The sequence below is a fragment of the Paractinoplanes bogorensis genome, assembly GCF_018829635.1.
Classification (GTDB): domain Bacteria; phylum Actinomycetota; class Actinomycetes; order Mycobacteriales; family Micromonosporaceae; genus Actinoplanes; species Actinoplanes bogorensis.
In genome coordinates, this window is the sequence record NZ_JAHKKG010000004.1 from 709361 (window position 1) to 724099 (window position 14739).

Annotated in this window: 11 protein-coding genes; 5 read left to right on the forward strand and 6 right to left on the reverse strand. The window is 72.1% G+C overall.

Annotated elements, in window-relative coordinates; translation table 11 throughout:
- Positions 1 to 212: 212 nt before the first annotated feature.
- Complete coding sequence (locus tag KOI35_RS15100; protein WP_215787784.1) at positions 213 to 818, reverse strand: hypothetical protein; 606 nt, start codon at positions 816 to 818, stop codon at positions 213 to 215.
- A gap of 63 nt (positions 819 to 881) precedes the next feature.
- Positions 882 to 1712: an aldo/keto reductase gene (locus tag KOI35_RS15105; RefSeq protein WP_215787786.1), complete on the reverse strand. Its 831-nt coding sequence runs from the start codon at positions 1710 to 1712 to the stop codon at positions 882 to 884.
- Positions 1713 to 1815: 103 nt separating this feature from the next.
- On the opposite strand from KOI35_RS15105, the gene KOI35_RS15110 reads away from it, so the two are divergent.
- Positions 1816 to 2712, forward strand: coding sequence for a helix-turn-helix domain-containing protein (locus tag KOI35_RS15110; RefSeq protein ID WP_215787787.1), 897 nt, complete (start codon positions 1816 to 1818; stop codon positions 2710 to 2712).
- Here the strand turns inward: KOI35_RS15110 and KOI35_RS15115 are convergent.
- Complete coding sequence (locus KOI35_RS15115) at positions 2672 to 4141, reverse strand: alkaline phosphatase D family protein (RefSeq protein WP_215787790.1); 1470 nt, start codon at positions 4139 to 4141, stop codon at positions 2672 to 2674. The two genes, KOI35_RS15110 and KOI35_RS15115, sit on opposite strands and share 41 nt — an antisense overlap.
- A 12-nt stretch (positions 4142 to 4153) precedes the next feature.
- Positions 4154 to 4900, reverse strand: coding sequence for a GntR family transcriptional regulator (locus KOI35_RS15120; RefSeq protein ID WP_215787792.1), 747 nt, complete (start codon positions 4898 to 4900; stop codon positions 4154 to 4156).
- A gap of 82 nt (positions 4901 to 4982) precedes the next feature.
- Between KOI35_RS15120 and KOI35_RS15125 the strand changes: the two genes are divergently transcribed.
- The 4 genes from KOI35_RS15125 to KOI35_RS15140 are packed head-to-tail and all read left to right on the forward strand — an operon-like array spanning position 4983 to position 10701.
- Positions 4983 to 6470 (forward strand): amino acid permease, encoded by a 1488-nt coding sequence (locus tag KOI35_RS15125; RefSeq protein ID WP_215787796.1) that lies wholly within the window; start codon positions 4983 to 4985, stop codon positions 6468 to 6470.
- A complete protein-coding gene (locus tag KOI35_RS15130; RefSeq protein WP_215787798.1) occupies positions 6471 to 7883 on the forward strand; it encodes an FGGY family carbohydrate kinase in 1413 nt (470 codons plus the stop codon).
- Positions 7880 to 9418, forward strand: coding sequence for an NAD(P)/FAD-dependent oxidoreductase (locus KOI35_RS15135; protein ID WP_215787800.1), 1539 nt, complete (start codon positions 7880 to 7882; stop codon positions 9416 to 9418). The genes KOI35_RS15130 and KOI35_RS15135 overlap by 4 nt, the downstream gene beginning before the upstream one ends.
- The gene (locus KOI35_RS15140; RefSeq protein ID WP_215787802.1) at positions 9415 to 10701 is read left to right on the forward strand and encodes an NAD(P)/FAD-dependent oxidoreductase; all 1287 of its coding nucleotides are present in this window, start codon (positions 9415 to 9417) and stop codon (positions 10699 to 10701) included. Before KOI35_RS15135 ends, KOI35_RS15140 begins: the two co-directional genes overlap by 4 nt.
- Here KOI35_RS15140 and KOI35_RS15145 read toward each other — a convergent pair.
- Together KOI35_RS15145 and KOI35_RS15150 are read right to left on the reverse strand one after the other, a co-directional pair.
- Positions 10673 to 11554, reverse strand: a complete 882-nt coding sequence (locus KOI35_RS15145; protein ID WP_215787804.1) for an RNA polymerase sigma-70 factor — start codon at positions 11552 to 11554, stop codon at positions 10673 to 10675. The genes KOI35_RS15140 and KOI35_RS15145 overlap by 29 nt on opposite strands.
- Before the next feature lie 62 nt (positions 11555 to 11616).
- On the reverse strand, positions 11617 to 14700 hold the full coding sequence (locus tag KOI35_RS15150; RefSeq protein WP_215787806.1) for a tetratricopeptide repeat protein: 3084 nt from the start codon (positions 14698 to 14700) through the stop codon (positions 11617 to 11619).
- Positions 14701 to 14739: the final 39 nt, after the last annotated feature.

Below are 14739 nucleotides of genomic sequence, written 5' to 3' on the forward strand. Positions count from 1 at the left end.
CCTCTCACTACGCTGTGGGTCGTGAAACCTTCCTGCCCCACGTGCGGCGAGCCCAGTGTCCCGATCGTCTACGGCTATCCCGGGCCCGAGATGATGGCGGCGGGTGAGCGGGGTGAGATTGCGTTCGGGGGCTGCGCCATCCCGGAACGGATGGAGCACTGGGCGTGCGCCAACGGGCACCGCTGGGCCGAGACCGATGAGGAGGACGCGGATCAGGCGTCCAGGCAGCGGCCGTCCGGCAGCTTGCCCACGGCCGGCGGGGTGCTGGATCCGATGCCGCGCACGGCGTAGGCGACGAAACACGCACCGCCGGTCAGCGGGACCGCGTAGACCACGCTGCCGTCCGGGGCGGGGTCGCGCGGGCGGGCGAAGCGGACGGTCGCGGCGGGAAAGCCCTGGCCGGTAATCGTGGCGCGGACCAGGGCGATGTCCGTCGCGGGTGAGGCCTGGGCCGTACCGCAGGTGGACACGGCAGCGGGCGGGCACAGAGCCGCGGTCACCGCACCGGCGATGCGGTGCGTCTCGGCGTCGAAGTCGGCGGGGCTGGTGGTCAGGCTCGTGCGGCGGGCGCTGTCGGCGGCCGTACGGGAGCAAAGGTCGTCGCCACAGACGGACCCGGATCGCTTGGTCACGGGCTGAGCGGGAGCGGCCTGAGCGGCCTGACCGGTAGCGGCCTGACCGGGAGCGGGAGCGGCGGCCGATGGTGTGCCGGGCTGGGTCAACCAGAGGGCACCCGCGGTCAGGCACACAGCGGCCAGGACCGCCACACCGGTGAAGCCACGCCGGTCGCGAACTCCGGACTCGTCGAAGACGAACACGTCATCAGGGTCCGCCCCGCCGGTTGCCACCCGGGGTGCAGCCGGGTAGCAACCGGGCGGGGATCAGGCGACCTTGTCCAGGACCGCGAACTCCTCGTCGCTCAGCTCGAGAGCCCCCGCCGCCACGTTCTGCTCGAGGTGGGCGATCGACGACGTACCCGGAATGGGCAGCATCACCGGCGAGCGCCGCAGCAGCCAGGCCAGGGCCAGCTGGTTCGGCGAGGCCCCGAGCCGGGCGCCCACCTCGGCCAGGACGGGATCGGTCATGCCCGAACCGGCGAGGGGGAACCACGGGATGAACGCCATGTTCTCCTGTTCCGCGTAGTCGACCACGTCGGCCGCGGCCCGGTTGGTCAGGTTGTAGAGGTTCTGCACCGAGGCGATCGGCGTCACCGCCTGCGCGGCCCGGATCTGCGCCACGGACACCTCGGACAGGCCGATGTGCCGCACCTTGCCCTCCTGGCGCAGTTCGGCCAGCGTGCCCACCTGGTCCTCGATCGGAACCAGCGGGTCGACCCGGTGCAGCTGGAGCAGGTCGATCCGCTCGACGCCCAGGGTGCGCAGGCTCAGCTCGGTCTGCTGGCGCAGGTATTCGGGCCGGCCGACCGGCACCCACACGTCGGGGCCGGGCCGCGTGTTGCCGACCTTGGTCGCGATCACCAGGTCGGAGCGGTAGGGGTGCAGGGCGCGCCGGATCAGGTCGTCGGTGACGAACGGCCCGTACGCGTCCGCGGTGTCGATGAGGGTGACGCCGAGTTCGACCGCACGGCGCAGCACCGCGATCGCGTTGTCCTGGTCGGCCGGCCAGCCGAAGACGCCGGGGCCGGTGAGCTGCATGACGCCGTAGCCGAGACGGCCGACGGTCAGGTCGCCGCCGATGGTGAAGGTTGACATGCGTCCCACCTTGCGACGGGGGAACTCGAGGCGCCCAGACCCGGTCTTTCCTAGCCCTGTCAGGGCCAGGCAAGCCGACCGGGCGCGACGCATACTTGGCCGCATGACGACGATCGCGGGCACGCTGGGTGAGTTCCTGCAGGCGCATCGCGCGCGGATCACGCCGGAGCAGGCTGGTCTGAGCCTGTACGGCGACCGCCGGCGCGTCGACGGTCTGCGGCGCGAGGAGCTCGCCATGCTGGCCGGGGTCAGCTCGTCGTACTACACGCGGCTCGAGCAGGGCCAGTCCCGCAACGCGTCTCCGCAGGTGCTCGACGCCTTGGCCGCCGCCCTGCGCCTCGATGAGACCGAGCGGCTGCACCTGCACAGCCTGGCCTCCGGCACGAGCGGCCCGCGCCGCATCCGCCGGCCCGCGGTCGAGCGGCCCGAGCCGGGTCTGCTGGAGCTGCTGGGCGCCCTCAAAGATGTCCCGGCGATGGTGGTCGGCGCCCGCAAGGATGTGCTGGCCTGGAATCCGCTGGGCCATGCGCTGTTCGCCGGCCACCTGCCCGCCGACGCCCCGTCCACCCGGTCGGCCCGGCCCAACATCGCCAAGCTGATGTTCCTCGACCCTGAGATGCGCGAGCTGTTCACCGATTGGGAGGCCAAGGCGGGCGCCGACGTCGGGTGCCTGCGCCTGTTCGCGGGGAAGTATCCCGACGACCCCGCCCTGGCCGAGCTGGTCGGCGCTCTGGCCGTGGGCAGCCCTGAGTTCGCCGCGATGTGGGCCGACCACCGGGTGACGGCGTGCGCGTCGTCGATCCACGAGCTGCGGCACCCGCTGGTGGGCCGGATCACCGTCACCGAGCAAGGCCTGAGCACGGCCGACACGATCGGACAGCGGCTGGTCACCTACACCGCGCCGGCCGGGTCCCCGTCGGCCGAGGCCCTGACTCTGCTGGCCCAGCTGGTCGGCGAGGCTAGGGAGACTGAAGCCCTGGTTGCCCGTCGAGGATCGTGAGGGATTTGAGCGTACGGACGGGGGCGTCGCGCCGACTCACAAAATCGAGGCCGCGGAAGTCGGCGCGAAGCGAGCCCCGGCCGATCGTCGTCCGGACGTAGCCCCGCCGGTCGGAGTAGAACTTGAGGTGCGGGTTGACGCCGCCGAGCGGGATCGTGGTGGTGGCAGTGCCGTCGCCGCGTGAAGTGATCGAGGTGCAGACCAGCTCGGTGCCGATCGTCTTCGAGCGCGGCTCCCGGTAGTCGGCCTTGAGGTCGTTGGCCCACGCCGAGTGGATGTCGCCGGTCAGCACCACCGGATTGCGGACCTTCCGGTCGGCCCAGCCCTTCTGCAGCCGGTCGCGTGAAGACCGGTAACCGTCCCAGTAGTCCATTGCCCCCGCGCCCTTGGCGTCCAGGCGCTGGGCGAAGAACACCTGCTGGCCGATCAGGTCCCACGTCGCCGAACGCTGGGCCAGCCCGTCGAGCAGCCATTTCTCCTGGACCGCGCCGGTGATGCTGCGCCCCGGCCGGTCGGCGTCGGGACACGCTTTCCAGGTGCCGCCGCACACCTGCGCATCGCGGAACTGCCGGGTGTCGAGCATGTGGAACGTGGCCAGCCGCCCCCACCGGATGCGCCGGAACAGGGATCCGGGACGGAGCGGCTGATGCTCGTAATACGCGCGGTAGGCGGCCGCCCGCCGGGCCTTCCACTGCGCGTCGGTCAGCGGCGGGATGTTGTCGAGGCGGTGGAAACCGGCGTAGTCGTTCTCGACGTCGTGGTCGTCCGGCACGACCAGCCAGGGCGCGGCGGCGTGCGCGGCCTGCAGGTCGGCCTCGGCCTTGTACTGCCCGTAACGACGGCGGTAGTCACCCAGGGTCAGGATCTCGGGCCCGAGATGCTTGCGGGTGCGGTCCGGGCTGGGCCCGCCCTCATAGATGTAGTCGCCCAGATGCAGGATCAGTCCGGGTTGCTCCTCGGCCATCCGCCGATAGGCGGTGAAGTATCCGTGCTCGAAGTTGGCGCATGACGCGAACAGCATCGTCAGCCCGGCGCCGTACTCCCCGAGCGCCGGCGCGGTGCGGGTGCGGCCGACGGGGGAGAGGTGCCCCTGGGCGCGAAACCGGTAGAAATACTCGGCATTCGGTGCCAGCCCGCCCGCCACGACATGCACCGAGTGCGCGTCGTCCTTTCGAGCAGTGATTTTCCCGTACGACGTGAGCTTGCCGAACGATTCACTCGAGGACACCTGCCACTCGACGTCGACGTCGGCGCGGGACATGCCACCCAGCCCGTCCTCGGCGAGCGGCTTCGGTGCCAGCCGCGTCCAGAGCACGACACTGCCGGGGTCCGGATCACCGGACGCGACACCGAGCGTGAACGGAAAGGGGCTGGGCGCGGGCGCGACGGCGGCACCGAGACTGCCCAGGACGAAGGTTCGACGCCTCATGCCCCCAAACTGCTACGGCTCGCCGTCCACCGGGATCGGGATGCGCGCCTCTACCTCGAACGAGGCACGGTCGGCCCGGTAGACGTCGCGGGCGAACTCGATGCAGCGCCCCGTGGAGTCGTACGTGAAACGCGTCAGGAGGATGCCGGCCGACGCGCTGCGCAGGCGAAGGCGGGCGCACGACGTGTCGTCGATGACGATCGACTGGATGGTGGCGTGGGCGCTGACCGGGACGACGTCGTAGTGGGAGCGCAGCAGCTCCCAGAGCGATCCGGTCAGCGGTTGATCGAGCAGGCCGGGGGTCAGCTCGACCGGGAAGTACGTGGTCTCGAGCGCGATCGGCTCGTCGTCGGCGAACCGCAGCCGGTGCAGCGCGTGCACCCGGCCGGTCGACGGCATGTCGAACGCCGCCTGGGCCGATGCGCTGGGTTCGCGTTCTGAGGCCCAGAGGAGTTGCGCGGCCGGACGACGGCCCGCGCGGATGATCTCGTCGGAGAAGCTGCCGATGTGGAACGGGACCCGGGGCTCGGCGACGAACGTGCCGCGCGGGGGCTTGCGGTAGACGTATCCCTCGTTCTCGAGCAGCGAGAGCGCGTGCCGGGCCGTCATGCGGCTGACCGCGTACGTCTCGCTGAGCTCGCGTTCCGACGGCATCAACGTGTGCGGCGCCAGTTTCTCGCCGGTGATGCGATCGCGCAGCTCGGCCGCGATGGCCACGTATCTCGGGGATGTTGCACCCCGGGAAATTTCGCTCGACACCGTTGACAGGCTACCTCGTACGGACGATACCGTGTGGCCTCGACCACATGGTCTATACCATGCAGATAGAGGGGAGGCGCTCGTGACCGAGAGCAGGGACAGCGCGGAGCTCGCGAAGTTCGGCTACCAACCGTCGTTCGAGCGGCGCACCAGCAAGTTCGCGTCGTTCGCGGTGGCGTTCGCGTTCGTGTCGATCGCGACCGGCATCTTCACCACCTACGGCTCGGTGCTCAACTCGTCCGGCCCGCTGGGCATCTGGACCTGGCCGATCGCCGTCGTCGGCCAGCTCGCCGTCGCCTTCGTGATCGGCTCGCTCGCCTCGCGCATCCCGGTCACCGGGTACGCGTACCAGTGGATGTCCCGCCTGGCCAACCCGGTGCTGGGCTGGATCATCGGCTGGATCTCGTTCATGTTCCTGGCCGTCGTGGTCGTCGCCGTCGACTACACCGTTGCCTCCACCGTCCTGCCCGTGCTGCTCAGCTACGAGGCCACGGCCGGCATCACCTGGGCCGTCACCGCCGTCATCCTGATCGGCCAGGCCCTGCTCATCGGCCTGTCCCAGCGCTGGACCGAGAAGGTCAACAACACCGCGGTGAGCGCCGAGCTGATCGGCATGGTGCTGCTGACCGTCCTGCTGCTGGTGGTCGCGGCGATCCGCAGCCAGATGGACTTCGGCAACCTGTGGAGCCGGGGCGCGGTGCCGGCCGAGGGCTACTGGAGCTTCGGCGACTGGACCAGCGCCGGCCCGTGGATGCTCGGCTTCCTGCTCGGCGCGTTCACCATCGTCGGCTTCGAGTCGGCCGCCAACCTGGCCGAGGAGACCAACGACCCCGAGCGCGTCGTGCCCCGCGCGATGTGGCAGGCCGTCCTGGCCTCGGGCGTGCTCGGCTTCCTGTTCCTCATCGCGGTCACCCTGGCCGCCGGCGACCCGGTCGCCCTGGCCGAGTCGGGCACCCCGATCGCGGACGTCATCGAGCACACCCTCGGCTCGGTCGTCAGCACCCTGTTGCTGCTGCTCGTGGTGCTCGCCATCTTCGCCTGCGGCCTGGTCATCATGCTCACCGGCACCCGCCTGACCTGGGCCATGTCGCGCGACAAGCGGTTCCCGGGCTGGACCCAGCTGCGCCAGGTCTCGCCCCGGCACGGCACACCCCTCAAGGCCACCATCATGTACGTCGTCCTGGCCGAGGTGATTCTCGGACTGTTCTCGGCGTTCAGCGAGGACGCGCTGTTCACCCTGTTCGGTGCGGCGACCCTGCTGCCCGCCGTCATCTACGCGGCCACCGTCGCGCTCTATCTGGCCAAGCGGAAGTCACTGCCCGCCAACGGCAAGTTCGACCTCGGTAAGTGGGAGGGCCCGATCCTGGTCGTGGCCGTCGTCTGGCTCGTCTTCGAGCTGGCGCTGTTCCGCGACACGAGCTTCCGCGACGCCTGGCTCTATGTGCTGGCGCTGCTGGTGATCGGCGCGATCTATCTGATCGGGCTGCTCGTGACCCGGGGCCGGTCGGCCCTGGACATGCCCGACATGCACTCCATCGACGCTGCGCTCGACTCCCCCAAGGGACGCTGAATGCACATCCTCGCGATCGACCAGGGCACGTCCGGCACCAAGGCGGTCGTGACCGACGAGGCCGGGCGGGTCCTGGCGACCGTGGAGGAGCCGGTTCACCCGGTCTATCTGGAGGGCGGCGGCGTCGAGGTCGACCCCAGGGCGCTGCTCGAGTCGGTGCTCAGCACGGGCCGCCGGGCCGCCGCCGAGGCCGGGGTGCCGCTGTCCGCGGTCGCCCTGGCCAACCAGGGCGAGACCGTGCTGGCCTGGAACCGCCGCACCGGCGAACCGCTCGGGCCGGCCATCGTCTGGCAGGACCGGCGGGCCGAGGCGATCTGCGCCGCCCGCTCCGCCTCGTCGGGGCGGGTCACCGAGCTGACCGGGCTGATCCTCGACCCGTACTTCTCGGCGCCCAAGATGCGCTGGCTGCGTGACCACCGTACGGGCGAAGGGGTGGTCACCACGACCGACACCTGGCTCGTGCACCAGCTGTGCGGCGCGTTCGTCACCGACGTGTCCACGGCCAGCCGGTCGTTGCTGCTCGACCTCGGCACGGTCACCTGGAACGGCGAGCTGCTCGATCTGTTCGGGCTCGGCGGCGAGGAACTGCCCGCGCTGGTGGCCAGCGACGACATCGTCGGCACGACCAGCGCGTTCGGCGGGGAGGTGCCGGTCACCGGGCTCATCGTCGACCAGCAGGCGGCCCTGCTGGCCGAGAACTGCCTGGACGCGGGGACGGCGAAATGTACGTACGGGACCGGGGCTTTTCTTCTCGCCCAGCTCGGTGCGACGGCCGCGCGCTCGGACAACGGCCTGGCCACCTCGGTCGCGTGGCGGCTGCGCGGTTCGACCCGGTACTGCGTCGACGGGCAGGTCTACACGGCCGCTTCCGCCGTACGGTGGCTCGTCGATCTCGGTCTGATCGAGAGTGCCGCCGAGCTCGACAGTGTCTCCTCGGCCGACGCCGGTGGCGTGCTCTGCGTCCCCGCCCTGGCCGGGCTGGCGGCACCCTGGTGGGACTCGTCGGCCACCGCGTCGCTGTCCGGCATGACGCTCAGCACCGGGCGCGGGCACCTCGTCCGGTCCGTGCTCGACGGCATCGCGGCCCAGGTCACGGCCCTCATTGCGGCGCTCGGCACACCCCTGACCCGGCTGCGCGTGGACGGCGGTCTCACCCGGTCGCGGGTGCTCATGCAGGCCCAGGCCGACCTCGCGCAGCTGCCGGTCGACGTCTACCCCTCCCCGCACGCGACCGCCCTCGGCGCGGCCGCGTGCGCCCGTCTGGCGCTCGACCCCACCGTGCCGATCGCCGACGTCGTGGGCGGCTGGTCGCCGGCCGCCACCTACGAACCGGTCTGGTCCACCGACCAGGCCGCGCACCACCTCGAACGGTGGCACACCGCCGTCCGGGCCACCCTGAAGGAGTCCGTGTGAACCCGCCCCTCACCTGCGACGTCGCCGTGATCGGCGGCGGCATCGTCGGTGCTGCCATCGCCCGCCGGCTCGGCGGCACGTCGCTGTCCACCGTCCTCGTCGAGGGCCGCGACGACGTCGGCGACGGCACCAGCAAGGCCAACACCGCCATCCTGCACACCGGCTTCGACGCCACCCCCGGCACGCTCGAGTCCACCCTGGTCGCCCGCGGCTATCACCTGCTTTCCGAGTACGCGTCGGCCACCGGCATCCCGGTCGAACGCACCTCGGCCCTGCTCGTCGCGTGGGACGACGAGCAGCTCGCCGCCCTGCCCGGCCTGTGCACCAAGGCCGAGAAGAACGGCTACGACGAGTGCGAACTGGTCGGGCCGGACGAGGTCTACCGGCGGGTCCCCGACCTCGGGCCGGGCGCGCTCGGCGGGCTCACCGTCCCCGGCGAGTCGATCATCTGCACCTGGACGACGAACCTGGCCCTGGCCACCGACGCGGTCAACCGCGGGGTCACGCTGCTGCGCGGACGCCGGGTGGTCGCGGTCGACGACGGCTCGCTGACCTTCGCCGACGGGTCCTCGCTGCGGGCGCGCTGGGTGATCAACGCCGCCGGGCTGGGCGCCGACAAGATCGACAACCTTTTCGGGTACGACCGTTTCACCGTCACCCCACGCCGGGGCGAACTGCTGGTGTTCGACAAACTGGCCCGCGCCAAGGTGCCGGTGATCGTGCTGCCGGTGCCGTCCAAGGTGGGCAAGGGGGTCCTGGTCAGCCCGACGATCTACGGCAACGTCATGCTCGGGCCGACCGCCGAGGACCTCACCGACCGGACCGCGACGGGCACGTCCGCCGCGGGGTTCTCCTTCCTGCGTTCCAAGGGAGCGGATCTGATGCCGTCCCTGCTCCAGGAGGAGGTCACCGCCACCTACGCGGGCCTGCGCGCCGCGATCGACCGGAACGACTACCTGATCTCGCTCGACGCGTCCTTGCGCTACGTGCTGGTCGGCGGGATCCGCTCGACCGGGCTGACGGCCGGGATGGCGATCGCCGAGCACGTCGCCGGGCTGCTGTCCCCGCACCTCGATGTCGCGCCCCGGCCGGACCTGCCGGCGCCGCCGCGGATGCCGAACCTGGGGGAGGCGTTCACCCGGCCCTACCAGGACGCGGCGCTGATCTCGGCCGATCCCGAGTACGGGCGGGTGGTGTGCTTCTGCGAACGGGTCACCCGGGGAGAGATCCGGGACGCGTACGCCTCGCCGATCCCACCCGCCGACCTGGACGGGTTGCGGCGTCGCACCCGGGCCATGAACGGGCGTTGTCAGGGCTTCTACTGCGGTGCCGAGGTGCAGGCGCTGGTCTCGTCCCGCGGTGAAGCCTCTTCCTACGGCGACGCTTCGTCCCCCGGCGACGCTTCGTCTCGCGGCGACGTCTCGTCTCGCGGCGGCGCTTCTTCTTGCGGCGGCGTCTCGTCTCGCGGCGGCGTCTCGTCTCGCGGCGACGCTTCGTCTCGCGGCGACGCTTCGTCTCGCGGCGGTGCCCGATGAACGTCCGTGTCCTCATCGTCGGTGGGGGACCGGCCGGCCTGACCGCCGCGGCGGCCCTCGCCCCGCGCGTCGACGGGCCGGTGCTGGTGCTCGACCGGGAACGCACGATGGGCGGCATCCCCCGGCACAGCGACCACCCCGGATACGGCCTGCGCGACCTGCGGCGGTTCATCTCCGGTCCGGCGTACGCACGACGCCTCACCGACCTGGCCGCCGCGGCCGGCGCGCAACTCGAGACCGAGGCGATGGTGACCGGCTGGGCCTCGTCCCATGCCGTCGAGGTGACGTCGCCGCGCGGTCGGCGGACAATGACGGCCGACGCGGTCGTGCTGGCCACCGGAGCCCGCGAGCGACCCCGCCCGGCCCGGCTCATCCCCGGCGACCGGCCGGACGGCGTCTATACGACCGGTCAGTTGCAGAACCTCGTCCACCTGCACCACGCCGAGGTCGGCCGGCGCGCGGTCGTGATCGGCGCCGAACTGGTCAGTTGGTCGGCCGTGCTCACTCTGCGCGAGGCGGGCTGCCGCACGGTGCTCATGACGAGCGAGTTCGACCGTCCCGAGGCGTACGCGGCGTTCCACCTGCCCGGCCGCGTGGGATTGCGCGTTCCGGTCCGTACCCGTCACCGTGTGGTCGCGATCCACGGCAAGGGCCGGGTGTCCGGTGTGGACGTCGAGGATCTGCGTACCGGAAAACGCTCATTCGTTGCCTGCGACACGGTCATCACGACCGGCGACTGGATACCCGACCACGAACTGGCCCGGCTCGGCGGTCTGACCATCGACGCGGGCACGCTGGGTCCGCGGGTGGACGCCGGACTGCGCACTTCGGCGCCGGGAGTGTTCGCCGCGGGCAACCTGCTGCACCCGGTCGACACGGCCGACGTGGCCGCCCTGGACGGCCGTCACGTCGCCGCCGCCGTCCTCGACCACCTGGCCGCAGTGCCCCGCGGCAGTTCGGCCCCGGGTGCGGTCGAGGTAGTGGTCGACGCACCTCTTCAGTGGGTCTCGCCGCAGATCGTCGAGCCGGGCGGGCCCGGCCCCTCGCGCGACCGTTTCCTCGCGTGGACAACGGTTTTCCAGCGCTTCCCGACCGTGACGGCCACCCAGGGCGGGCGGGTCATCGGCTCGGTGCGGCTCGCCTGGCCCGCCGCCCCCGGCCGGGTGTTCCGCATCCCGTTCTCGGTCGTGCGCGACGCCGATCCGAACGGCGGGCCGGTGCACCTGTCCGTCACCGGACGCCGGGAGTCGACGGTCAGCGGGACAGTGGCGTCTCCCGGGTGAGGCGGGAGAGTTTCTGCGGGTTGCGGACGTAGTAGAGGGCGGTGATCCGGCCGCCCTCCACCACGGCGGCCATGACGCCGTCCAAGGCGTCGTCCAGGTGGACGGCCAGGGCGGGGCCGCCGTTGACCGTGGCTTCGGTGACCGTGGTCCGGTTGGTGTGCCGGCCGTAGCCGCCGAGCATGAAGCGGGCCGCCTTGTCCGCTCCGGTGATCGGGCGGGGCATGGCCTGTCTGAGGCCGCCGCCGTCGGCCACCAGCACCACGTCGGGGGCCAGCACGTCGAGCAGGCTCTGCAGGTCGCCGGTCTCCAGGGCACGGCGGAACGACTGCAGGGCGGCGCGCGTCTCGGCGGCGGTGACCGGCTCGCGCGGGCGGCGGGCATCCACATGTTTGCGGGCGCGGTGCGCGATCTGCCGTACGGCGGCCGGGGTCTTGCCGACGGCCTGCGCGATCTCGTCGTAGCCGACGTCGAACGCCTCGCGCAGAACGAACACCGCGCGCTCGGTCGGCGACAACGTTTCGAGCACCAGCATGAGCGCCATGGACACGCTCTCGGCCAGTTCGACGTCGTCGGCCACGTCGGGCGAGGTGAGCAGGGGCTCGGGCAACCACTGGCCGACGTACGCCTCCTTGCGGCGCTTCACCGTGCGCAGCCGGTTGAGGGCCTGGCGGGTGGTGATGCGGACCAGGAGCGCGCGGGGATCCCGTACGTCCGCAAACGGGATCCTGACCCACTGCAGCCATGTCTCCTGGAGCACGTCCTCGGTGTCGGCGGCCGACCCGATCATCTCGTAGGCGACCGTGAAGAGCAGGTTACGGTGCGCCACGAACGCTTCGGTGTGCGGCTCACTCATGCGGCGTTCCTTTCCCGGGGTGGACCCTCGAGTCACCGTTCGCCGCACGTTTGTGACACGGCTCAGGAACCGGGACCGGTGGTTCCGCGCAACTCGGCCAGCTGGCGGCCCGCGGTCCGGGTCTCGGGATGGTCCGGGCCGAGGACCCGCAGCACATCCGGAAGCAGGTGCTCGAAGGCCTCGACCGCCCCGGCCACGTTTCCCGACCGCCCGGTCCAGTAAGCGATCTTGCTGCGCGTCACCAGGGTGTGTGGATGGTCCGCCCCGAGGATGCGCAGTTGTTCGGGCAGGAGCCGTTCGAAGCCCAGCGCGGCGCCGGCCGGATCACCGAGCACGCCCTGCCATCGCGCGACCTCGTGCCGGACGGCCAGCGTCTCCGGGTGGTCGGGGCCGAGCACCCGCAGGAAGTCCGGCAGCAACCGGTCGAATGCGGCCGCGGCCTGTTCCGGTGCACCGGCACGGCCCTGCCAGTAGGCGAGGTTGCTGCGGGTCGCGAGGGTGTGCGGGTGGTCCGGGCCGAGCACGCGCAACTGGTCCGGGAGGAGTCGTGCGAATCCTTCGACGGCGGCATCGGGGTCGCCGGTGGCGCCGTGCCAGCGGGCCATCTCGTGCCGGGCGGCGAGCGTCTCCGGATAGTCCGGGCCGAGGACGCGTACGAGGTCGGGCAGCAGGCGGCCGAACGCGGCGATCGCCTTGGCGTGGTCGCCCGCCTTCCCGTGCCAGTAGGCGAGGTTGCTGCGGGTCGCGAGGGTCTGGGGGTGGTCGGGGCCGAGTACCCGGAGCTGATCCGGCAGCAGGCGTTCGAAGTCGGCGGTGGCTCCGGCGGGATCGCCCATCGCACCCCGCCAGCGGGCCATCTCGTGCCGGGCGGCGAGGGTCTCCGGGTGGCCGGTTCCCAGCACCCGTACGAGGTCGGGCATCAGCTCGTCGAATCCGCCGGCGGCCCGGGCCGGGTCGCCCGCCTGCCCACGCCAGCGGGCCAGGTTGCTCCGCGTCGCCAGCGTGTGCGGATGGTCGAGGCCGAGCACTCGCAGGCGATGGTCGAGCAGGTGCTCGAAGGCGAGCGCGGCGAGGGCCGGGTCACCCGCCTCGCCCCGCCACCACGCGAGGTTGCTCCGGGTCGACAGCGTGTGCGGGTGGTCGGGCCCCAGCACCCGCAGCTGGTCGGCCAGGAGCTGCTCGAAACCGGCGGCGGCGCCGCTCGGGTCGCCCGCCGTGCCCCGCCAGCGGGCGATCTCGTGGCGGGCGGCGAGCGTTTCCGGGTGGTCGCGCCCGAGGACCCGTACCAGGTCGGGATAGAGCTCCTCGAACGCGGTGACGGCACCCTGGCTGGCGCCGGCCTTGCCCTGCCAGTAGGCGAGGTTGCTGCGCGTGGTCAGGGTGTCCGGGTGGTCGGGTCCGAGGATCCGCTCGCGTTCGTCGAGCAGCCGCCGGAACGCGTCGGCCGCGCCCCGCGGATTGCCGCCCGCACCGCGCCACCGGGCGACGTTGTGCTGCACGGCCAGGGTCTCCGGGTGATCGGGCCCGAGCACCCGCAGAAAGACCGGATAGAGCTGTTCGAACGCGGCGGCGGCGCCACCGGGGTCGCCGGAGTGCCCGCGCCACCGGGCCACGTTGCTCTGCGCCGAGAGGGTGTCCGGGTGATCCGGCCCGAGGATCCGGAGCCGGTCGCGCAGCAGGTCGCCGAAGGCCCGGACCGCGCCCCGCGGGTCGCCCGCCTTGCCCTGCCAGAAGGCGAGATGGTGACGGACCGCCAGGGTGTCCGGGTGGTCGGGGCCGAGCCGTTCGGCGGCCTCGTCACGCAGTTGCGTGAAGTGCCGGCGGGCGGTGATGACCAGGCCGAGCTCGCCGAGGCTGCCGCCCGCGCGGAAGAGCACGGGATGGGCGCCGGTGCCGCCGTCCCGGGTGCGCCACAGCTCCGGTCCGGCGACCGCGTGCAGGATGGCGGTGTTGGCTCGCAGCAACTGGCCGAGTCGCGCTTTGCCCGGGTCGCTCTCGATGGCCGGCCACAGCTCCAGCAGGGCGTCGGCGGCGACCGTGGCGGCCACCTGCCGGTCGTGGTCGGGCCCGCTCTCCCGGATGGTCCGCTGGACCAGTGCGTGCACGCGGACGAGTCCGTCGTCGGCGTCGGCCAGGCCGAGCCGGTGCAGGGTCCGGACGGCGTCGTGCACGTCGTCGGCGTCGGTGCCGCGGTGCGGACGTGGCCCGTACCGGCGGAAAGCCGCACGGCTGGTGAACACCTGGACCGGGATGCCGTTCGGATCCAGCATCGCGGCGATCCGCAGCAACTCGTCGGCCAGGCCGTCGGTGTCGGCGTTGGCCAGCTCCACCGACACGGTCCAGGTCGCCGCGACGGGTTGCTGCTGGCCGTCCGGCCGTACCTTCGGGCTCAGGTCCAGCAGCCGGCGCCGGGTCAGCCGGCGGCGGTAGTCGGCGCAGGTCAGATCCTGATCGCGGATGAACGTGGCCGCCTGGGCCAGAGCGAGCGGCAGATAGCCGAGGTCGGACGCCAGACGGTCGGCCTCCTCGACGCGGTGCGGGGAGTCGCCCAGCTGGCGGCTCAGATAGGCGGCGGCCTCGGCGGCCGCGAAGACGCCCACGTCGACCAGGGCCCGTCCGGCCAGCAGGGCGGCGTCGCGGCGCCGGGTGGTCACCACGGTCCGGCCGTACGGGGTGTCCGGCGGCCACAGCCCGGACAACGCGGCGGGGTCGGTCACGTCGTCGAGCACGATCAGCCAGGGCCGGTCGGTGCCGGCCAGCCAGGCCAGCAACCGGGCGGCGGCCTGGCCGGGATCCGGATCGTCCACGCCGGTGATGTCGGCCCCGGTGCGGGCGAACGTGGTCAGGACGCCGGACCTCGTGTTCGCGGTCACCCACATGAGCAGGTCGATCCGGTGGGTCTGCCACAGCTGCTCGGCCAGGTGGGCGGCGAGCTGGGTCTTGCCGACGCCACCGAGACCCGAGATGACCTGGCACACCACCGCGGTGCCGCCGGACCGGACCGCCTCGGCCAGCGCGTCGTCGGCCGGGCGGGGCTGCCGCGCGGCCGCCAGGCGGGGCACCACCCCGACCCGGTAGGGCCACCGGATCGTGGCGCGGCCGGCGATGGTGACGGGCGCGAAGAACGTACCGACCGCTCCGGACATCTCCTGGACGGTCAGCGCTGGCGTGCGGGACGGGACGCC

Excerpts from the sequence above, each read along its gene's own strand:
- KOI35_RS15105 (WP_215787786.1), bottom strand. The coding sequence starts at position 1,712 with ATGTCAACCTTCACCATCGGCGGCGACCTGACCGTCGGCCGTCTCGGC.
- KOI35_RS15110 (WP_215787787.1), top strand. The coding sequence starts at position 1,816 with ATGACGACGATCGCGGGCACGCTGGGTGAGTTCCTGCAGGCGCATCGC.
- KOI35_RS15115 (WP_215787790.1), bottom strand. The coding sequence starts at position 4,141 with ATGAGGCGTCGAACCTTCGTCCTGGGCAGTCTCGGTGCCGCCGTCGCG.
- KOI35_RS15130 (WP_215787798.1), top strand. The coding sequence starts at position 6,471 with ATGCACATCCTCGCGATCGACCAGGGCACGTCCGGCACCAAGGCGGTC.
- KOI35_RS15140 (WP_215787802.1), top strand. The coding sequence starts at position 9,415 with ATGAACGTCCGTGTCCTCATCGTCGGTGGGGGACCGGCCGGCCTGACC.
- KOI35_RS15145 (WP_215787804.1), bottom strand. The coding sequence starts at position 11,554 with ATGAGTGAGCCGCACACCGAAGCGTTCGTGGCGCACCGTAACCTGCTC.
- KOI35_RS15150 (WP_215787806.1), bottom strand. The coding sequence starts at position 14,700 with ATGTCCGGAGCGGTCGGTACGTTCTTCGCGCCCGTCACCATCGCCGGC.